The 20,741-nt window shown below is 61.6% G+C and carries 19 protein-coding genes; 10 read left to right on the top strand and 9 right to left on the bottom strand.

All coding sequences use genetic code 11. From position 1 onward, the window contains the following. Positions 1–3: 3 nt before the first annotated feature. The 4 genes from rpmA to AC2YB9_RS12835 all read right to left on the bottom strand — a co-directional run bounded on the left by rpmA (position 4) and on the right by AC2YB9_RS12835 (position 4,444). Entirely contained in the window at positions 4–264 is a 261-nt protein-coding gene (gene rpmA, locus AC2YB9_RS12820) for a 50S ribosomal protein L27 (RefSeq protein ID WP_487265732.1), read from the bottom strand. 11 nt (positions 265–275) lie between these two features. After that, positions 276–584 carry a 50S ribosomal protein L21 gene (gene rplU, locus AC2YB9_RS12825; protein ID WP_487268614.1) on the bottom strand — a complete coding sequence of 103 codons (309 nt, stop codon included), beginning with the start codon at positions 582–584 and terminating at the stop codon, positions 276–278. A 90-nt stretch (positions 585–674) separates the two neighbouring features. Next, positions 675–3,497: an Rne/Rng family ribonuclease gene (locus AC2YB9_RS12830; RefSeq protein WP_487265733.1), complete on the bottom strand. Its 2,823-nt coding sequence runs from the start codon at positions 3,495–3,497 to the stop codon at positions 675–677. Between the two features lie 179 nt (positions 3,498–3,676). Further along, on the bottom strand, positions 3,677–4,444 hold the full coding sequence (locus AC2YB9_RS12835) for a TIGR03936 family radical SAM-associated protein (protein WP_487265734.1): 768 nt from the start codon (positions 4,442–4,444) through the stop codon (positions 3,677–3,679). A gap of 55 nt (positions 4,445–4,499) precedes the next feature. Here AC2YB9_RS12835 and AC2YB9_RS12840 point away from each other — a divergent pair, with 55 nt between their 5' ends. Next, positions 4,500–5,702, top strand: a complete 1,203-nt coding sequence (locus AC2YB9_RS12840) for an MFS transporter (RefSeq protein ID WP_487265735.1) — start codon at positions 4,500–4,502, stop codon at positions 5,700–5,702. A 7-nt stretch (positions 5,703–5,709) separates the two neighbouring features. On the opposite strand, the gene AC2YB9_RS12845 is transcribed toward AC2YB9_RS12840, so the two are convergent. After that, positions 5,710–7,641 (bottom strand): TIGR03960 family B12-binding radical SAM protein, encoded by a 1,932-nt coding sequence (locus AC2YB9_RS12845; protein WP_487265736.1) that lies wholly within the window; start codon positions 7,639–7,641, stop codon positions 5,710–5,712. A 65-nt stretch (positions 7,642–7,706) separates the two neighbouring features. Here AC2YB9_RS12845 and AC2YB9_RS12850 point away from each other — a divergent pair, with 65 nt between their 5' ends. Next, positions 7,707–8,333, top strand: a complete 627-nt coding sequence (locus AC2YB9_RS12850) for a hypothetical protein (RefSeq protein WP_487265737.1) — start codon at positions 7,707–7,709, stop codon at positions 8,331–8,333. A 105-nt stretch (positions 8,334–8,438) separates the two neighbouring features. Here AC2YB9_RS12850 and ndk read toward each other — a convergent pair whose 3' ends face one another. Then, on the bottom strand, positions 8,439–8,846 hold the full coding sequence (ndk, locus tag AC2YB9_RS12855; RefSeq protein ID WP_487265738.1) for a nucleoside-diphosphate kinase: 408 nt from the start codon (positions 8,844–8,846) through the stop codon (positions 8,439–8,441). A gap of 109 nt (positions 8,847–8,955) precedes the next feature. Between ndk and AC2YB9_RS12860 the strand changes: the two genes are divergently transcribed. From AC2YB9_RS12860 to AC2YB9_RS12880, 5 genes are all read left to right on the top strand, one after another. Then, positions 8,956–10,641 (top strand): glycoside hydrolase family 13 protein, encoded by a 1,686-nt coding sequence (locus AC2YB9_RS12860; RefSeq protein ID WP_487265739.1) that lies wholly within the window; start codon positions 8,956–8,958, stop codon positions 10,639–10,641. Positions 10,642–10,747: 106 nt separating this feature from the next. Beyond that, positions 10,748–12,061 carry an extracellular solute-binding protein gene (locus AC2YB9_RS12865; protein WP_487265740.1) on the top strand — a complete coding sequence of 438 codons (1,314 nt, stop codon included), beginning with the start codon at positions 10,748–10,750 and terminating at the stop codon, positions 12,059–12,061. Positions 12,062–12,140: 79 nt separating this feature from the next. Then, on the top strand, positions 12,141–13,073 hold the full coding sequence (locus AC2YB9_RS12870; protein ID WP_487265741.1) for a carbohydrate ABC transporter permease: 933 nt from the start codon (positions 12,141–12,143) through the stop codon (positions 13,071–13,073). A 1-nt stretch (position 13,074) separates the two neighbouring features. Further along, positions 13,075–13,920, top strand: a complete 846-nt coding sequence (locus AC2YB9_RS12875; protein WP_487265742.1) for a carbohydrate ABC transporter permease — start codon at positions 13,075–13,077, stop codon at positions 13,918–13,920. A 4-nt stretch (positions 13,921–13,924) separates the two neighbouring features. Further along, on the top strand, positions 13,925–15,088 hold the full coding sequence (locus tag AC2YB9_RS12880) for an ABC transporter ATP-binding protein (RefSeq protein WP_487265743.1): 1,164 nt from the start codon (positions 13,925–13,927) through the stop codon (positions 15,086–15,088). A gap of 43 nt (positions 15,089–15,131) precedes the next feature. Here AC2YB9_RS12880 and AC2YB9_RS12885 read toward each other — a convergent pair whose 3' ends face one another. The 3 genes from AC2YB9_RS12885 to AC2YB9_RS12895 all read right to left on the bottom strand — a co-directional run bounded on the left by AC2YB9_RS12885 (position 15,132) and on the right by AC2YB9_RS12895 (position 17,337). Continuing rightward, complete coding sequence (locus AC2YB9_RS12885; protein WP_487265744.1) at positions 15,132–15,986, bottom strand: ParB N-terminal domain-containing protein; 855 nt, start codon at positions 15,984–15,986, stop codon at positions 15,132–15,134. Continuing rightward, positions 15,979–16,623, bottom strand: coding sequence for a metallophosphoesterase family protein (locus AC2YB9_RS12890; RefSeq protein WP_487265745.1), 645 nt, complete (start codon positions 16,621–16,623; stop codon positions 15,979–15,981). The genes AC2YB9_RS12885 and AC2YB9_RS12890 overlap by 8 nt, the downstream gene beginning before the upstream one ends. A gap of 69 nt (positions 16,624–16,692) precedes the next feature. Next, positions 16,693–17,337, bottom strand: a complete 645-nt coding sequence (locus tag AC2YB9_RS12895; protein ID WP_487265746.1) for a TetR/AcrR family transcriptional regulator — start codon at positions 17,335–17,337, stop codon at positions 16,693–16,695. A gap of 43 nt (positions 17,338–17,380) precedes the next feature. Here AC2YB9_RS12895 and AC2YB9_RS12900 point away from each other — a divergent pair, with 43 nt between their 5' ends. The 3 genes from AC2YB9_RS12900 to AC2YB9_RS12910 are packed head-to-tail and all read left to right on the top strand — an operon-like array spanning position 17,381 to position 20,697. Beyond that, positions 17,381–18,610, top strand: coding sequence for an oxygenase MpaB family protein (locus tag AC2YB9_RS12900; RefSeq protein ID WP_487265747.1), 1,230 nt, complete (start codon positions 17,381–17,383; stop codon positions 18,608–18,610). A 54-nt stretch (positions 18,611–18,664) separates the two neighbouring features. Then, on the top strand, positions 18,665–19,351 hold the full coding sequence (locus AC2YB9_RS12905; RefSeq protein ID WP_487265748.1) for a response regulator transcription factor: 687 nt from the start codon (positions 18,665–18,667) through the stop codon (positions 19,349–19,351). Further along, positions 19,348–20,697, top strand: a complete 1,350-nt coding sequence (locus AC2YB9_RS12910) for a HAMP domain-containing sensor histidine kinase (RefSeq protein WP_487265749.1) — start codon at positions 19,348–19,350, stop codon at positions 20,695–20,697. Before AC2YB9_RS12905 ends, AC2YB9_RS12910 begins: the two co-directional genes overlap by 4 nt. Positions 20,698–20,741: the final 44 nt, after the last annotated feature.

The raw sequence follows: 20,741 nt of genomic DNA on the forward strand, positions 1-20,741 counted from the left end.
GTGTCAGTCGACCGGAGCCGGAAGAATGTTGACGACCTTGCGGCCACGACGACGACCGAACTCCACCGCGCCCGCAGCAAGTGCGAACAGGGTGTCGTCACCGCCACGACCGACGTTGACGCCGGGGTGGAAGTGTGTGCCACGCTGGCGAACGATGATCTCGCCGGCATTGACCTGCTGGCCACCGAAACGCTTCACACCGAGTCGCTGTGAATTAGAATCGCGGCCGTTCCTGGTAGAGGCTGCGCCCTTTTTATGTGCCATTTGTCAGTCCCCTACTTGTCGATGCCGGTGATCTTCACCTGGGTGTACTTCTGACGGTGCCCCTGGCGCTTCTTGTAGCCGGTCTTGTTCTTGTATTTCTGAATGACGATCTTGGGGCCCTTGATCTCACCGAGAACCTCGGCACTGACCTTGACCTTGGCGAGCGAGTCGGCGTCGGCCGTCACGGTGTCGCCGTCCACAAACAACACGGCCGGAAGGGAAAAGGTCTCACCTTCGACAGTCGAAACACGGTCGATCTCAATGACATCGCCGACTGCAACCTTCTGCTGCTGGCCGCCACTGCGCACGATTGCGTACACCACGGACTTACTTCCTCACTTGATGAAAAAAACTCTTGGGGCGCCACTGGCGCACAAAAACCGGCACATGAAACGCACCGAGGGACTAGTTTACGGAGCCAAACCCTCGCTGGTCAAAACGGGTCCCGTTTTGGGTGGAATTTCGGTCTGTTCGGGACCCGCGGATGGGACCTTTTCGGTCGTCACGGCTTCGGTTCGCGGCGCAGCAGGCGCCGCCACCGTGACTCCTTCGGGCGCTTCGGCTCCGCCTGCCGTGTCGTTGCCTGCGGTGTCGTTGCCTGCGGTGGTGACGTCACTTTTGGACGCATCGATCGCCGCAGGCGCCTCCTGCCGTACTGGCTCAGCGCCGTCGGCAGGCTTGTCGGCGGACTTCTCCACGGGCTTAGCCACCGGCCGTTTCTCGGCACGTGCGCGACCCGTCGATCCGGCTGGCTTCTTGGGTGCGGCCTGCTCCTTGGTGGCACTGTCCTTATCGGCACTGTCCTTATCGGCACTGTCCTTGGCAGGGCTGTCCGCTTCGGACTTGCCCTGATTCTTGGCGGCCTGGTCCTTGTTCTTGTTGCCAGAACTGTTGCCCGCGCTGTTGTTCCCGGCGTTGTTATTGCCGTGACTATCGGAATTGCCGTTGTTGCGCCCACCGCGACGATTACGGCGGTGGCTGTCGTCGTGCGCCTTAGGTTCGATCGGCTCAGCTTCGACCACGACGCCACGACCATGACAATGGTCACAGTCGACGCCGAAGGTCTCGAGCAGTCCGGTGCCGATTCGCTTACGGGTCATTTGGATCAGGCCCAATGAGGTGACCTCGGCGACTTGGTGACGCGTACGGTCGCGGCCCAAGCACTCGACTAGACGACGCAGCACGAGGTCCCGGTTGTTCTCGAGCACCATGTCGATGAAGTCGATGACGATGATGCCGCCGATGTCACGCAGCCGCAGTTGGCGCACGACTTCCTCGGCTGCTTCAAGATTATTCTTGGTAACCGTTTCCTCGAGGTTGCCGCCAGAGCCGGTGAACTTACCGGTGTTGACGTCGACGACGGTCATGGCTTCGGTGCGGTCAATCACGAGCGAACCACCCGAGGGCAGGAACACCTTGCGATCAAGCGCCTTGGCGATCTGCTCGTCGACACGCAACGAGGCGAACACATCCTTGTCGGTGTTGTCCCACCGCTCCAGCCGATCGATCAGATCCGGCGCGACGTGGTTGATGTAGCCCGAAACCATGTCCCACGCGTCGGCACCCTCGATAACAAGGCGGTTGAAGTCTTCGTTGAACAGATCGCGGACGACCTTGATCATGAGGTCCGGCTCGGAGTACAACAGCTCGGGTGAATTGCCGGCCTCAACCTTGCGCTGGATGTCTTCCCAGCGGGCGGTCAAAGCACTCACATCGCGCGTCAACTGGTCTTCGGTGGCACCCTCGGCAGCGGTACGAACGATGACGCCAGCATCCTCTGGGAGGACTTCCTTCAGCAGCGCCTTGAGCCGGGTGCGCTCGGTGTCGGGCAACTTGCGCGAGATACCGCTGGTCTGCCCGCCCGGCACATAGACGAGGAAACGTCCGGCGAGGCTGATCTGGCTCGTAAGCCGGGCGCCCTTCTGGCCGATCGGATCCTTGGTGACCTGCACGAGGACGGTCTGGCCCGAGGACAGCACCTCTTCAATCTTGCGTTGTTTGCCATTGCCGAGCGTCGACCAGTCAACCTCGCCGGCATACAGGACCGCGTTGCGGCCCTTGCCGATATCGACGAAGGCGGCTTCCATACTCGGCAGGACGTTCTGGACGCGGCCGAGATAGACATTTCCGATCAATGAAATCTGTGATTCGCGAGCCACATAATGCTCGACAAGGACGTTGTCCTCAAGCACGGCGATCTGGCTGTAGTCGGCGTGCTGGCGAATCGCCATTTCACGCTTTACCGATTCACGTCGGGCCAGGAACTCTGCCTCGGAAACAATTGGTGCGCGACGACGTCCGGCCTCGCGGCCTTCGCGACGACGCTGCTTCTTGGCCTCGAGACGGGTCGAGCCGCTGACTCCGGTGATCTCGTCCTCAGCCGAACGCGGTTCGCGTACGCGCACAGTCGTGTTCTGCGGATCATCGGGCGAGCTACCCGAGTCCTCACCGGCACGGCGCCGACGGCGCCGACGGAGGCTCTGGTTGCTGCCGTCTTCGTCCTGGTCATGATCATCGGATTCGCTGGCATCAGAATCCTGGTTCGAATCCTGGCTGTCGTCGCCCTCATCAGACCTGCGACGGCGGCGGCCGCCACGGCTACGGCGGCGGCGGCGCGGCGCATCATCGTCATCTAAGTCATCGTCATGGTCGCGGTTGCCGTTGCCGTTGGCGGATTTATTGGCGTCCGACTTGTTCGTCTCGGAATTATTCGACTTGGCAGTGCCCTGATCATCGCCTGCGGTCGGTTTCGGCGCACGTTTGCGGGGCGGTGCAGCACTCAGATCGGGCGCGGCGAAGATGTCGACCAACGCGGCCTTTGGCGCCGACTTACGAGCCGGTGCCTTCTTGGCCGCTGGCTTGGTCTCGGCGACCTCGACGTCGGGAGTGTCGGCGACTGGTTTCTCGGCGACTGGCTTCTGCTTGGGTGCGGCCTTGGCGGGTTTGTCAGCCTTTGGTGCGGCCTCAACTTTGGCCTTTGGTGCGGCCTCAACTTTGGCCTTTGGCGCGGACTCAGCTTGGTCAGCCTTGGTTTGGTCAGCCTTGGCCTTTGGCGCCGCCTTCTTCTTGGCTGGCGGGGACGCAGCTGGCGCCGAGAAGATGTCGTTCGACAACGCGGCGGGTGGCCCGGCAGGACGGCCGGCGGCGCGTCGGCGAGTTGACGAGGTCGTTGTCGTAGTCGTAGTGGTTTTTTCGGGAGTTTTGGCGGTGCTGTTTTCGTTTTCTTCGAGCATTTGCTCTCCTTCGCCCCGGGCGCTGGCGAAGCAACGCCGCGCGGGACTGTGTCATGTTGCGACTCGCGCGGAGCGAATCCAAAGCCTGCGGTGGGTGCCCACAAGTGAGCATCGGCAACGCTCTCCATTGCTGTCGGCCTGTCACTGAATTCCCACACGTCGCCGCGGTCGTCTCCGGATTACTCCGAAGTGTCGCGGTCGAGGGCGAATGGGTCTCCGACCGTGCCGGTCCCTGAGTCGAGTGGACCTTGTGCCAAGCGGTTCACCAAAGGTGCTTCACTGAGTACGAGGCCACCGCTTACACGGAGCCCGGCGAGAACATCGTCGGGTCGCACGGACGGGGTTCCGTGTCGCACGACCATTGCCAGTATCGCACAGTTGTTCTGAGCCGGCCCGCCGAAGCGAGAACTCAGGGCTAATACTGCAGCCCGGCAGTCAAACGCCCGCACCCCTTTCTTGGTCATTCGTTCGACTTCAACCGCTTCGGCAGCCAAGAACGTCTCGACTGCGCGAGCGACCTCTTCGGGATTCACGCCGCTCAGCATGACCTCCCATTCGCTGGCCTCCAGTCGATCGGCAAGCGAGCCCTGACCTGCGACGACGACGTCAACAATGTCGATACCCGGTGGCAGCGATGTATCCAAAGCAGCGCGGACCTCGAGCGGATCACACACTCTGGTCAGACCGATCTCAAGGTATTCAGCTTCCGTGGCCGCGCCGGTTGGCGAGGCATTCGCATACGAAATTTTGGGGTGTGGCGAGAAGCCCGAGGAGAAGCCGATCGGTGTTCCGGCGCGTCGCACCGCGCGTTCGAAAGCCCGGCTGAAATCTCGGTGACTGGTGAAACGAAGTCGACCACGCTTGGCGTACCTGATCCGCAGTTTCTGCACAACGGGCAATTGCGGATTCGGTGCTTCCGGATTGGGAGTACCGGGCAATGTCGTCACGCCTTGAGGTTACCGGGTGCCGCAGCGCAGACCGGCATGAACGAGGATGGTGGGTGTGAATTTTGCCGACGCCGATAGGCCATCCCGGCGCGGTCGAATGCTGATCTTTGCGTGCATCGTCCTGCTCGCGCTCAATCTGCGGATTGCCGTCGGCAGTCTCGGCGTGTTGGTTCCCGATGTGCGCGAACATTTCGGTTTGTCCGTCACCGTTGTCGGGCTGCTGACCACCCTCCCGGTTTTGTGTTTCAGCCTGTTCGGCTCGATCACGAACAGCGTCGTGCGCTCAATCGGAATCCACCGAACCGCACTTTTGTCGCTGGCAGTCATCACCACCGGACTGATCATTCGTGCGACCGCCACAACCGAACTTGTGCTGGTCACTTTCACCGCAGTTGCCCTCGCGGGCGCTGCGATCGGCAATGTCATTTTGCCCCCGCTCACGAAGCTGCATTTCCCCGATCATGTCGCGGCCGTAAGTGCCGCGTACGGCGCTGCTCTGATGGCTGGCGCGACACTTGGCTCCGGCCTCACCGTGCCGTTCGCCAACCTTCTCAACGGCTGGCGCGGCGGTCTTGGCATCTGGGCGGTGGTCTCGATCGTCGCGCTGATGTTGTGGCTGAACTTCGCTCGCCACGATGTCAAAATCGACACGGCAGTCAAGTCCTACGGCCACACCACAACCGCACGATCACCCCTCGCGTGGGTCATGGCCGGGTTCTTCGGACTTCAATCGGCTCAGGCCTATGTGCAGTTCGGCTGGCTGCCGGCGATTCTGACTGATTCGGGTATGAGCGCCGCCCGCGCAGGACTGATGCTGGCGGTCCTCAGCAGTATCGGCATTCCGATGACACTGCTCCTGCCACGCATGATCGCTTTAGCTGGCAATCGGCCAATTCTTCCAATCTGTTTCGGCGCCGTATCATTTGTCGGCTGGCTCGGGATCCTCCTGTGGCCAACGTCATTCACGCTGGCTTGGGTCGTGCTACTCGGCTTCGGCGGCACGGCTTTCACCTGGGTGCTGACAATGATGGGCCGGAAGACTCGCACGCATGACGGCACCGGCGCACTCTCTGGATTCGTTCAGAGCACCGGCTACCTGATCGCGGCAGCCGGACCATTCGGGATCGGGCTGCTGCATGACGCGAGCGGCTCCTGGCATGCCGGGCTGATCACGATGGCAGCGCTTGCGGTCATCATGACCGTGCTCGGGGTACTGATGTGGCGCTGGGACTCATTCGAGGAAACGATCGGCCGCTGAAACCCAACTAGACGACGGTGAGCGGCAGCAGCGTCTTGCCGGTCGGCCCGATTTGGATCTCCAAGTCCATCTGGGGACAGACACCACAATCGAAGCACGGCGTCCACCGGCAGTCTTCGACCTCGAGCGCACCATCGGGGTTGAGTGCGTCCTGCCAGTCCTCCCACAGCCAGTCACGGTCGAGCCCCGAGTCGAGATGGTCCCACGGGAGCACTTCGGCATAACCGCGTTCACGCGTCGTGTACCAGTCAAGATCGACCGGGGTGTCGGCCAGAATTTCAGCGGTCTTGGCAGCCCAACGCTCATACGAGAAGTGCTCACTCCAGCCGTCGAAGCGCCCACCATCGCGCCACACAGCCTCAATAATCGCGCCGACCCGTCGGTCGCCGCGTGAGAGCAATCCTTCGATTATGCCCGGCTTGCCGTCGTGATAGCGGAAGCCGATCGCACGGCCGAATTTCTTGTCCGACTGCACCGAAGCGCGGAGTTTGCGCAGCCGCTCGTCGGTAGTGACGTCATCGAGCTGTGCGGCCCACTGGAACGGCGTATGCGGCTTGGGGATGAACCCGCCGATCGACACGGTGCAACGGATGTCTTTGCGGCCGGAGACTTCACGACCGGTCTCAATGACCCGACGTGCGAGTTCGCCGATCTGCATGACGTCGTCGTCGGTCTCGGTCGGCAACCCGCACATGAAATACAACTTGACCTGACGCCAGCCGTGCGAATAGGCCGCCGCGACCGTACGGATCAGATCTTCCTCGGTGACCATCTTGTTGATGACCTTGCGAAGCCGCTCACTGCCGCCTTCGGGCGCAAACGTCAGACCCGAGCGGCGTCCATTGCGGCTGAACTCATTGGCGAGGGTGATGTTGAAAGCATCGACGCGCGTCGAGGGCAATGACAGCGACGTGTTGGATCCTTCATAGCGATCGCCGAGCTGCTTGGCGATCTCGCCGATCTCAGTGTGATCGGCGCTGGACAGGCTGAGCAATCCGACCTCATCAAGGCCGGTCTTCGCCAGGCCGTTGTCGACCATCGAACCGATCGTCTCCAGAGAACGCTCACGAACTGGTCGGGTAATCATGCCCGCCTGACAGAAACGGCAGCCGCGTGTGCAACCGCGGAAGATCTCGACCGAAAACCGTTCATGCACCGTCTCGGCGAGTGGCACGAGCGGATTGCGCGGGTACGGCCAAGCGTCCAAATCCATCAGCGTGTGCTTCGCAATGCGCCAAGGGACGCCTGCACGGTTGGGGACGATGCGCTGGATACGACCGTCGTCGAGATAGGTGACGGAATAGAACTTGGGGACGTAGACCCCACCGGACGAGGCGAGTCGGAACAACAATTCGTCCCGCCCGCCGGGGCGTCCCTCGGACTTCCACTCGCGGATGACTTCGCTGATCTTGACGACAACTTCTTCACCGTCGCCGAGCACAGCAGCATCGATGAAATCGGCGATGGGTTCTGGGTTGAACGCCGAGTGGCCGCCAGCGATCACAATCGGATCGGCCTCGGTCCGGTCGACCGCATGCAGCGGCATTCCAGCAAGGTCAATCGCGGTCAGCAGATTCGTATAGCCAAGCTCAGTCGAGAACGACAGGCCAAGCACGTCGAATGCCCCGACCGGACGGTGCCCATCAACGGTGAACTGTGGGATTTCGTGATCGCGCATGACCTGTTCCATGTCGGCAAACACCGAATAGGTTCGCTCGGCGAGGATCCAGTCACGCTCGTTGAGGATCTCGTACAAGATCAGCGAACCCTGGTTGGTGAAGCCGACCTCATATGCGTCCGGATACATGAGCGCCCACCGCACCTCGACCGAGTCCCAGTCCTTGACCGTCGAGTTGAGTTCACCGCCGACATACTGGATCGGCTTGGCAACAGATGGCAGCAGCGGTTCCAAGCGAGGGAAAAGCGACTCAACAGACATGGGTCAAGGATAGGCGCCCGCCGAGGCACAAAAGATACATCGAAAGCGGGCCCTAGGCTGGTCCCGTGAAACGTCGTTCGAAGCCCAACCAGCCATTCACGGTTACGTATGTCGCGCGCTCAACCGACCACTCCCCCGACCAACTGTTGACGCTGCAGAACAACACCGAGGTGTCGGTCCAGCCAACCCTCAGCATCACCGCCCGGGATTTCTGGGGGCGCGAGTTGCCGCATGTCGTGACGCAAACTGTCAACGGCTCCAATCGCGGCGGCCCGCTGCTGCCAGCTGGCGGAACGCTCATCGACATTCTGCGTTTCGATGGACCCGGCAGCCGCGACGTGGCGACCGTCAACCTCGAACTCGTCGCGGTCGAAGAGGTCAGTCATCCAGCGTTGGAAGGGGATGTCACCTCAGTCATGATCGACCTTGATCAGAAGGCCACCGCGGATCCGGACGAATTCTGGGGCATCGGACTGGTCAATCCCAATCCATTCGGCGTAACCGTGCGCGTGTCATTGATTGAGTTCGAGGACCGTGATCACGACCGCCCGCGCCAAGCCGTCGACGTCGTGACGCTGCAGGATGACGTCGACATGGCATCGATGTCCAATCACGTCATCTGGCTCCCCGAAGACGTCCGCGGACAATTCCACGCCGTAGTCCACCACCTACGGCCGACGATCCTGAGCTAGCTCAAACCGCTACGTTTGACCGGGCGGTGCCTAGGCAACCTATCGCGATCGGCAGCGGTGTCTGAGCAACCTCACACCCGAGGTTGCTCAACCACCGCCCACACCTCAGAGGGCGGGGAACCAGAGCGCGATCTCGCGCGCCGCAGATTCCTCCGAGTCAGAAGCGTGAACCAAATTTTCCCGATTGGACAGTGCGAGGTCACCACGGATCGTGCCCGGTGCTGCCGCGCGTCCATCGGTTGCGCCGTTGAGGCCGCGGACGACCGCAATTGCTTCATCACCAGCAAGCACGAGCGCAACCAGCGGGCCAGAGATTGCGAACGCACGTAGCGGCGGATACCACGGCTGGTCGACGTGCTCGGCATAATGCGCATCGGCCTGAGCGGCATCGATCGTGCGCTGTTCCATGGCCACGATGGCCAGTCCTTTGGCCTCGAACCGGCTCAGGATCGGGCCGACGAGACCACGCTTGACGGCATCGGGTTTGAGCAGGACGAGAGTTCGTTGCGACATGCGGACGAGCCTATCGGAGGTGAGCGAGCCTTGTGCGTTCACTCGGCGTTCGTATGATCGCCCGTACGACCGCAGACCCTTCGTCAAGTACCTTTCCGAAAGCTCTCATATGCCGATTGATTCCGCCACGACTCAAGCCTCCGACCGGTGGTGGCACGATGCCGTGATCTATCAGATCTACCCACGTTCTTGGGCCGACGGCGACGGCGACGGTATCGGCGACCTGCCCGGAATTACCGACCGGCTGGAGCACCTGTCCGAGCTCGGCGTCGACGCTGTCTGGATCTCGCCGTTCTATGTGTCGCCGCAGCACGATGCCGGCTACGACATTGCCGATCACCGCGATGTGGATCCTGTCTTCGGCACCCTCGCCGACGCGGACGCCCTCATCAAACGAGCGCATGCCCTAGATCTGCGGATTATTGTTGATCTCGTACCGAATCATTCGTCAAGCGATCATCCTTGGTTCCGTGCCGCACTGGCGGCGATGCCAGGAAGCCCTGAACGCTGGCGCTACCTGTTCCGTGACGGCACGGGTATAGCCGGTGAGTTGCCGCCGAACAATTGGCAGAGCAATTTCGGCGGGCCGGCCTGGACCCGCATCACTGAATCGGACGGCCTCCCTGGCCAGTGGTACCTCCACCTCTTCGATGCGTCCCAACCCGACTTCGACTGGACTAATCCCGACGTGCATTCACATCTGGAGTCGGTCATTCGTTTCTGGCTTGATCGGGGCGTCGATGGCTTTCGTATCGACGTCGCGCATGGCCTGGTCAAGGCCGATGGGCTGCCCGACGCTCCGAACGGGGTCAACTCAGCCACCGACCGAACGCGCGATCAACCGATGTGGGACCAGCCGGGCGTCCATGACATTTACCGGCACTGGCGCACGATCGTTGACGAATACGCCACCGAGCCCGATGGCGACCGCATTTTGTGCGCCGAGGCGTGGGTACAGCCGGCGACTGCCCTCGCCGAGTATGTGCGACCCGACGAGTTACACCAGTCCTTCAATTTCCCGTTCCTGATGACGCCGTGGCTCGCGGCTGATCTGCGTGCGTCGATCAGATCCTCACTCGCCGCAGTTGAGCCATACGGCGCGCCACAGACCTGGGTTCTGTCCAATCACGACGTCGTACGTCACGCAACCCGGCTCGGCTATCTGCAGGCCGCTGGCCAGCCGCAGGGTCACGGGATCGGCGCCGACGACCCTCAGCCCGACGCCGAGCTGGGACTGCGCCGCGCCCGTGCGGCGAGCACCCTGATGCTGGCGCTGCCCGGTTCGGCCTATCTATTTCAGGGCGAGGAGCTCGGGCTCCCCGAGGCGACCCGATTGCCCGATAATTCGCGCCAGGATCCCACGTGGGCGCGCTCTGGTCACACGATCAGTGGTCGTGACGGCTGCCGAGTTCCGATCCCGTGGTCGGGCGATCAAGCGTCGTACGGATTCGGCCCACGGGAACGGTCATGGCTGCCGCAACCAGATGAGTGGTCACGGTTTTCGGTGCAGCGACAACGAGGTGTCACCGGTTCAACGCTCGAGCTCTACCGGCAGTTGCTTAGGATCCGGCGCGAACATCGCTTGGGCCGTGGCACGCTTGCCTGGCTCGACGGGTATGCCGATGAGGTGATCGCATTCTCATCAACTGCTGCAGGCGACACCGTGATTGTTCTAGCAAATCTGGGCGACAAATCGCTGCCGCTCCCGCGCGGCGCCACCGTCCTTGCATCGAGCCAGCCGCGAGAATCGGCGGCATCCTTAGGGACGGATGAGGCAGTCTGGTTGCTCCTCTGAGCGGCAGGTTCTTGCATTTCTTCTGCCGAACACGTTAGGTTCGATTCGTTCCTGTGACCCGCATCACTTTCGCGGGGCCGCTCCGAGGGACACGGTTGGGGGAGCAATGACGGTACGCCCGATTCGACGGCTCGCCACTGGCATATTTGCCGCGGCGCTGTCCATGAGCATGCTCGCCGCGTGCGGTTCGGACAACGGCAAGGCGACGCTCAATTGGTACATCAATCCGGACGGCCAAGCCACTCTCACTGAACTGGCGAAAACCTGCAGCACCGACAAGTACGAAATCAAGATCCAACTTCTTCCGTCCAGCGCAACCGACCAGCGCACGCAACTCGCCCGCCGGTTGGCCGCAGGCGACAGCTCAACTGACTTGATGAGCCTCGACCCGGTCTTCGTGCCCGAGTTCGCCAACGCTAAATGGCTCGCACCATTCACTGGTGACCTGGCCGGCAAAGTTGTTGACGGCGATGTCCTCAAGGGTGCCGCCGACACGGTGAAATGGGACGACAAGATCGTCGCTGCACCGCAGTGGGCCAACACCCAGGTGGTCTGGTATCGCAAGTCACTAGCCAAGGCCGCCGGTCTTGACATGGCCAAGCCGGTCACGTGGGACCAGATCATCGATGCAGCTGCCAAGAACAACGGAACCGTCGGCGTACAGGCCAACAAATACGAGGCCTACGTTGTCTGGATCAACGCACTGATTCAGGGTGCGGGTGGCAACATTCTCGACCCGTCGACGGTCGAAAAGGGCCTGGACGCGAAGGTGACGATCAATTCGGCTGCTGGCAAGGATGCCGCGGCCGTCATCAAGAAACTCGCGGACTCGAAAGCCACCCAGCCCGACTTCTCCACCTCGAATGAGGGCACCAGCCTCGGCGCAATGTTCCCCAAGAGTGGCGCGGGCGAATTCATGACCAACTGGACGTTTGTCTACAAGAACTACGAGGGATTGATCGGCAAGCCGGGCGGGCCAAAAGACAAAGCTGGGTTCGGCGACCTCGGCTGGGCACGTTATCCCCAAACGGTTGAAGGTGAGGTGTCCAAGCCCCCGATCGGCGGCATCGATATCGGCGTTGGCGCATTCTCCAAGCATCCCGAATATGCCCAAGCCGCGGCCATCTGCGTGACCAACAAAAAGGCACAGACCGCCCTCGCAGTCAACGACGGCCTCATGCCATCGCGGCAATCGGTCTACGACTCCGCCGAACTCAAGAAGGCGTACCCGGCCGACCTGTTGACGCTCTTCAGCGAAAGCGTGGACACCGGCGGGCCGCGACCCAAGAGCGCGTTCTACAGCCAGATCTCAAGTGCGATCCAGTCGATCTGGCACTCGCCCACCTCGGTCGGTCCGAGCACTCCCCGTAAGTCGGCTGACTTCCTTAAAGCCATCCTGAGCGGAAAGGCGTTGCTGTGAACGAGCGTCAGCGAGCGAACCATCGAGGCATCACCGCGACGCCTCCGTATCCTTTTGTCTCCTCGACGGAGGCGTTGCTGTGAGCTCGACTGCTACTAGATCCAGGAAGGCACCGAAGCCGGTCGAGTCGGACCGGTCGAAGGCCGAAAATTCACTGGCCCGAAAGCTGGTGGCACCGGCCATCGTGATGATGCTGCTCGTGACCGCGTTCCCGATGCTGCGCGCGCTTTATCTGTCACTGTTCAGTTACACCCTCACTGCGCCCGATGACCGCAAATTCGTCGGGCTGTCCAATTACGCCACGGCCCTAACCGATTCGTTGTTCTGGCGTGACACCGGCAACACCGTCATGATCATGATCGTCACGGTCGCGGTCGAGTTGGTGATCGGCTTTGGCTTCGCGATGGTCATGCACAAGGTGATCTTTGCGCGCGGAACGATCCGCACATCGATCCTGATCCCGTATGGCGTCATCACCGTTGTCTCGGGCTTCGCGTGGCAGTTCGCGTTCTCCAACACCAATGGTTTCGTCAACAGTTGGTTGCCATTTGTCGGTGACGACTTCAACTGGTTCGCGCAGTACCCCTCATCGATGATGGCAATCATGGCGTCGGAGATCTGGAAAACAACGCCGTTCATGTCATTGCTGCTATTGGCCGGGCTCGCCCAGGTTTCTGAGGACATGCTTGAAGCCGCGAAGGTCGACGGTGCTTCGTGGTGGCAGCGTCTCTACAAGGTGATTCTCCCCAATATGCGGGCGGCCATCATGGTGGCGGTGCTGTTCCGGGCCCTTGATGCATACCGAATCTTCGACAATATCTTCGTCATGACCGCTGGTGCCAACGGTACGGAGTCGATCTCGTTCCTGACCTACCGACAAGTCATCGAGCAATTCCAACTCGGCATCGGCTCAGCACTCTCGGTGTTGCTGTTCATTTCGGTCCTGGTTGTGGCGTTCGTGATTGTCAAGGTGTTCAGGGTCAACCTCGCCGACGCACGGCAGGAGGTGTGAGATGACCAAAAATCACATGAGCCGGATCGGGATCGCGATCGGCTGTGCGCTGATTCTCATCTGGTGTCTGTTGCCGGTGGCGTGGATTATCTCGCTGTCGTTCAAGTCCCAGGCCGCGGTCACCAACGGCAGTCCCGGTTTCTTCCCGTCGAAGGGCGGCGGCGCCGGGTGGCAGAACTACAGCGATGTGTTGGCCGATGAGCAGTTTCGCCGGTCGATCTTCAACTCGATTGGCATCTCACTGATCGCGACAATTTTGTCGGTCATCTTCGCGACGCTCGCGGCATATGCGATCGCCCGACTTGAGTTCAGGGGCAAGAAGTTCGTCCTCACGACTGCCCTCGTGATCGCCATGTTCCCCGTCGTCTCGCTCGTGGGTCCGCTTTTCGACATGTGGCGCACGTTCGGCATCTACGACACCTGGCCAGGACTCATCATCCCGTATATGTCTTTCACCCTGCCGCTGGCGATCTGGGTACTGTCAGCTTTCTTCCGCGAGATCCCTTGGGAGATGGAACAGGCCGCGCAGGTCGACGGCGCCACCTCGTGGCAGGCGTTCCGGAAGGTCATCGTCCCGTTGGCGGCCCCCGGTGTGTTTACCGCCGCAATCTTGACATTCTTCTTTGCGTGGAACGATTTCGTCTTCGGCATCTCCTTGACGTCGACCGAGAATGCCCGGCCCATTCCGGCCGCCCTGTCATTCTTCGTCGGTGCCGATCCGTTCAACCGGCCAGCATCGCTGCTGGCCGCGGGTGCCGTGGTCGCCACAGTCCCGATCGTCGTCCTAGTCCTCTTTTTCCAGCGCAAGATCGTTGCCGGCCTAACTGCCGGCGCAGTGAAGGGTTGATCCGATGGCAGCCATCGAAATGAAGAACATCGTCAAAAAATATGGCGACGGTTTCCTAGCGGTCAACGACGTCAGCATTGATGTTGCCGACGGCGAGTTCATTATTCTTGTCGGACCCTCAGGCTGCGGCAAATCAACCTTGTTGCGGATGATCGTAGGGTTGGAAGACATCACCTCCGGCGACATGATCATCGGCGGCGATCGGGTCAACGACTTGGCACCTCGCGATCGTCACCTCGCGATGGTGTTCCAGAACTATGCGTTGTATCCCCACCTGACGGTCTACGAGAACATCGCCTTCCCACTCCGACTCGCCAAATGGAACGAGAAGGACATTGATGAGAAGGTCCGTGAGGCCAGCAAGACTCTCGACCTCGACGAGCATCTCCAACGAAAGCCGGCCAACCTGTCCGGTGGGCAACGCCAGCGCGTGGCCATGGGCCGAGCAATTGTGCGTGACGCCAGAGCCTTCCTGTTCGATGAGCCGCTGTCCAACCTCGATGCCAAGCTCCGCGGCCAAATGCGTACCGAGATCGCGCGCCTCCAGAAACGCCTTGGCATCACCACCGTGTATGTGACGCACGACCAAACCGAAGCGATGACTCTTGGCGACCGCGTTGCAGTGCTCAAACGTGGCGTCTTACAACAGCTCGCCACTCCGCGTGAGCTCTACGAACAGCCGGTCAACCTCTTCGTTGCAGGGTTCATCGGCTCGCCGCCGATGAACTTCCTACCGGCCACGGTCGAAGATGGTCAGGTCACGCTGCCATTCGGCACTTTCCCGCTCCCCGCCGACAAAGCCGAAAGGGCCGCTGGCAAGGGACTACTCATGGCTGGCATCCGGCCCGAACACTTCGAGGACGTTTCGGTTCTCGAGGCCGACAAGGTCGACAGTTCGCGGACCTTCCAGGCCCATATCGACGTGCGCGAATGGCTCGGCGATCAGCAGTATGCCTACGTCCCCTATGAGGCTGAGGCAACGGTCCAAGATCAGCTGAAGGAGCTCGCCCGCGAGTCTGACAGCGACTCGTTACGCACCCAACTCGTGGTGTCGCTCGACGCGGCCAGTACGGTCGAAGAAGATGATGACGCCACGTTGTTCATCGACACCGACAAGATGCACCTGTTTGATCCATCGACCGGCGAAAATCTCACCGTCGGGCTCTGATCTCGCTGTTGAACTCTAGTCTTACTGTTGAACTCTGGATGCTTTACCGCTTCTTCTTACCCTTGCGTTTGACCGCGTCCATGATCTCGGCGTTCCATTCGTGCTCGCGAATCAGCCGGTAGCGTTCACCTGCCACGCGTAGGTATGCCGCTGCTGGTCGCTCATCCTTGCCACGTACGCCAGCGTCCTCGATCATCGTGACGACCGGAGCGAACTCCTCGGAATACCAGCGTGCCGCCATCGTCGCTTTGTCCAGGTAGACGCCTTCGGCGTGCATCGTCCGCGCGGCCCAAGCCTCGACGGTCTCGGCGATGACGCCGTAGTCGAACGGATCATCGACGGCCACCGCGGCGCGTGCCGCCCCGGTGAAGGGGACGCGTTGGAGCATGAGCCGGCGCCAGTGCTTAAGTTCCAGATCGGCTCGTGCGCCGATACCGACCGGCGCAAGAAATGTGTCGATCGCCGTGACGCGGGCCTCGATGAGGTCGACGCGCAGGCTCCTCGCAACCGAAACCCGGTGGTGGCCGTCGCGGACAAAGTAATAGTCGCCAACCTGATAGACATCGATCGGTGGGATCTCCTCGCCGGTTCGGCTGGCACGCGCAAGTCGCTCCCAGCGTTGCCGGCTGCGCGTGGAAGTTGGCCGGAAACGGCGATCAAAGTCGCGCATTTTGTCGACCGATCCGACAATCGCATCGAGCGGGATGACCTTGGTGCCGAGATAGTTCTCAGCACGCCGTCCCAATGCATCGACCACTTCGTCGAACGACATCGACTGCACGACATCATCGGTGGCGCCCTGCAGGCGAGCGGCAAGGCCGGAGAGCACCTGATGCCTTCGCGCGCGCAGGAAGTCGCTCTCAGCATCAACCCGTGGTGAGCCCGAAGCACTAACCATGCGCAGACCTCCGTGTATTGCCAGCGGTTGCAGGGACACCCGATCGTGGCTCGATGTCGATCACGTTCCATGGGATGACATTGCGGATTGTCGTCGGGCCGAGTTGCCGGTCCGGCTTGTGCATGCCGTACGGGTGGATGTGACCGTGCAAGTGCCACGTCGGCCGCAGCCCCTCAATGACTCGGTGTAGCGCCGAGATTCCGACGTGGGCAGGATCGGGCTCATCGCCGAGTTCGAACGGCGGCGCGTGGGTCAGCAACACATCAACGGGAGCATTCGTGCCGACGGTTTTGAGGAGCCGACCGGCACGGCGGCCATATTCCTTCTGCGTGTATTGATGGGCACCGTCGTTGTAGCGCACGCAGCCACCGAGCCCGGCGATGCGCACGCCACCGAGCACGAGCGTCTGCCCGTCAAGGTTGAGCACACCGGGTGGGCCGGTGACGGTACCTCGCTCGATCCGTGGGTCATGGTTGCCCGGCACGAATACAGCTGGCACATCAAGCAGCGACACAAGCGATTCGAGATAATCCCACGGTAGATCACCGGCGGCGAGCACAAGGTCAACGCGCAGGTCGCGGAGCCGCGACGGCATCGCGGGGATCTCCTCATCGGCAACGGCCAATACCCTGACCATGATCAAGACCCTACCGCCGTGCGCGATAACCGTCACGTCACATTGCGAACACAACGCGAGCCGCTGCGGCTACGCCCCGGTGACTTCGAGCCCTAGATAGGCCAGCGCCATTGTGGAGAGTTCGTCGACAAACTGCTCGCGGCTGATCGGCGGGGCCTCCAGGACGTACTGGATCGACAGGTGCTCCACCATCCGCACCAGCAACCAGGCTGCCGTCGCCGGCTCCTTCACCCGTGTTGCCGGCTTGCGGATCAAGAGATAGGCGCCGACTAGATCAGCGAGCCGACGCTCCAGTGCGGCCGTCTTCGCCATGGTCTGTGAACGGGGCAATTGCTCGACCAAGAGCCGCAAGTATTCAGCGTTCTCCGTCAGCACATCGACCAGATCCCCCAAGGATGCGCGCACGAGCTCGGGGCCCGGCTCGTCAAGACGATCGACAAGCACCGCGGTCAAACGGAGTGACAATTCATCGGAATAGCGGTCTATGACCGCGGCGAGAATCGCTTCCTTGTCGGCGAAGTATTGGTACAGCGATCCCGGGCTGATACCGGCCATCTGAGCGACGCGATTGGTCGAACACTTCTCATAACCTTCACTGAGCAACACTTTCCGCCCGGCCTCGATGATGCGCGCAACCATCGCCCGGGAGCGCTCCTGTCTTGGCATCTTGCGCAGCTCGGCAGCGCCTGCACCCACATCCGCACTCGTACCCATACGCGAATTGTATGCGAGTAATTGCTCGTGTCATGCTCAGGGCATGACGAGCACAAAGGCCATGACGGACACAGCGGTCCCGCCAAGTCGCTTCCGGTCGGGCGAGGAGCGCGGGGCGCGGATCGGTCGGCCACTGAAATTGTTCGGCCGCGTCCGCATGGTCGACGAAGACCTGATGGCACTGATTGGGCAGCGCTTCACCGAGCGCGACGAACTCGGCGCTGACCTTGCGAAGGCATTTCGCGCGAGCGGATCCGAGCGCGTGACGATGCCACAGTTCGCTCAGGCATTGGCCTCGGGCATCGCCTCGGTCAAGGACGCTCCCCCGGCCCTACGCACGTTCTTCGACGCCGTTGAGTCCGTGCCCGACTGGGTCGATTTCGACCTCGTGAATAAGGGCGCCCGTGTCTATCGTCGTTTCGGTCGCAATGCCGCCGACGTCTTGACCCAACTGTCCTTGATCGGCGGCTACCGCTTTGGCGGCCCGACCGATCTACTCGTCGCCACTGGCGGGCTGACCGGTCCCTCAGCAAAACGGCGACTCGGCGAAACTCAGAAATGGGGCATTGCGGTCTCCGAGCACAATGCCATGCGTCGCGACGGCGAAGGCTTCCAGCTGACCGTGCACGTACGACTGATGCACGCTTTGGTGAATCAACGCTTTGAAGCCAGTGGCGAGTGGGACACCGCCACGTGGGGTCTCCCGATCAACCAGAGCGACCAAGCCGCAACCCTTGGTTTGTTCAACGGCGCCCTATTACTGGGCGTTCGCGCGCTCGGCGTACGTGTCACCGCTGCCGATTCGCGCGCAGTCATGCATTTGTGGAAGTACATCGGCTGGCTGATTGGCGTCAATCCCGACTGGTTGTTCGACACCGAACGCGAACAGCACGCTTTGAACTATCACATTCTGCTGGCGCAGGCCGATGTCTCGCCGGCCGGGCCAAAACTGGCCAACGGCATCGTCATGGCGCAATCTCATTTGCACATCGAACAGTTACCCACACTGCGACGGCGGTATGCCCGCGCGCGCATGTTGAGCATGCTGCGCCCGTTCATTGGCGCGCAGGGACTGCGTGACCTGGGGCTACCGGTTCATCTCCCTTGGGCCACCGCAGGCCTGCTCCCGCTCAATGTGGTCCGCTATCACCTGCTCGGACGCACCGGGTGGGGCGAGGACCGGCTCCAAGCGAGGGCACAGCGGGAGCGGGATAAACTGATGGATCGCTATTTCGGCAAGGACACCCCCGAAGTGGCGCCACTGCACGCCTGACCGGATGCTCATCGAGACGCGTCCTGATGAGCATCCGGCGGCTACTCTTTTGCCATGCTGCGCATTCTGTTGGTCGAGGACGATGACGATATCCGTATTGCGCTTGCCCGTGCCCTAACTCAGCACGACTACCATGTCGCGGCAGTTGCGGGCGGAGCCGAAGCAGTCGCCAGGCTCGTCACGTTCGTTCCCGATGTTGTGATCCTCGATCTCGGGTTGCCCGATCTCGATGGTGCCGATGTCCTCGCGATGATTCGGTCGATAAGCTCCGTACCGGTCCTGGTCGCTACCGCGCGCGACGAGGAACGTGAAATCATTCGCCTGCTCGACGCTGGCGCCGACGATTACATCATCAAGCCCTATTCCGCAGCTCAGATCCAAGCCCGCATACGCGCTGTCCTACGCCGCAGCAGCACCCCCGATGCTTCTGCCGACGGCGACCTTGAGATTGGCGCACTGCGGATCGACCCGCGCGGCCGCGAAGTACGCATTGATGGGCGTCTCCTGACCCTGACCCGCAAGGAGTTCGACTTGCTGTTCTATCTGGCTCAACGGCAGGGTGAAGTCGTCTCAAAGAAAGATCTATTGGCTGATGTCTGGCAATTGCCGTGGGGTGGCGGCGATCGTACCGTCGACGTGCATCTCTCCTGGCTGCGCCGCAAGCTCGGCGAAACCGCCGCCGAGCCGGTCTATCTGCACAGCGTTCGCGGGGTCGGTGTCAAACTCGTGAACCCGGCATGACGCTCCGCCTACGCATCCTGCTGCTGACCACCGGACTAACCGTCATGGTGCTGGTGCTGTTCGCCGTACCGTTGGCGATCTCGGTCAAGCAATCGGCCACTGATCGCGCCGTGCGCGAAAGCGAGTATGTCGCACAAGGCGTCGCCGACTACCTCAGCACGAGCCGCTTCACCGAGATCCAATCCGCGAACTACGTCAAGCGCGTAAACGCACGAAGCGATACGCAAATCAGGGTGCTCTTGCCCGATGGAATTGCCGTCGGAGCCAAACTCCCGGCCGGAGTGCCGCCCGTACGATCACCTGGCAATGATGATCGTCGAGGCGATGGCGACCGCGAGCGTGACCGTGACGATCTCGGCAGTGTTTCTGCGCCGCGGTCGTCGAGCGTGGCGGGCGGCCACTTGATCGAAATCCAGGCTATGAGTACGAGCGGACAGGCAATCGTACGAGGCTTCATCAGCGATACAGCGATCAATCGCGAGATTCACGGCCGCTGGGCCTGGATTGCCGGCGGCGGGTTGGCCCTCATCATCTTGTCCGCGTTCTGTTCCGAGCTCGTCACCAAACGGCTCACCCGTCCACTCGTCACGACTGCCGACACCGCCGAGCGACTCAGCGCTGGTGATCTGGATGCGAGAGCGCCGGTTCATGGCGCGCAGGAGATTTCTTCGGTGGCATCGGCGCTCAATGGCCTGGCGGACCAGATCGATGGCCTGCTCGCATCGGAGCGAGAGACAATCGCCGACCTTTCGCATCGGCTGCGCACGCCGATGACGGCAATTCGTCTCGATGCCGAAGCGCTCCCTGACTCCGAGCGTGCCCACGATCTGTCCCGCCACATCGCCCAGCTCGAGCGCACTCTGACTGCGGTCATCCGCAATGCCCGGCTTCCCCACACTGATCTCGACGCCCCCCAGTGCGATGCGGCCATGGTGGTCCGGGCCCGCGTCGAGTTCTGGACGCCGCTGGCCGAGGATCAAGGCCGCCAGGTTGACCTTTCGATTCCCGAGCAGACATGCGAAGTCGCCTGCACCGATGACGATCTAGCCGCCGCCGTTGATGCTCTGCTCGAAAACGTCATCGCTCACACCCCGGAAGGCACTCCCTTGGCGGTCACTCTGGCCGCGCACGAATCCGGTTTTCAACTCGATGTGATCGATCATGGTCCCGGGATACCCGCTGGCTCACGCCTACGCGGCCGCAGCGACCGCGGCTCCACCGGGCTGGGGCTCGACATCGCGCGCAGTTGCGCTGAATCCACCGGCGGCTCGCTGCAACTGGAGACCGCTGCCAGCGGCAGCAATATCGTACGACTCAATCTTCAGGCTCCTCACAGGAGAATTTAACCTACATTTGAGGTCACGATGAGGTGCTGCTGAGCGCCTCGGCA

It is taken from the genome of Aeromicrobium changchenzhani (assembly GCF_057586615.1).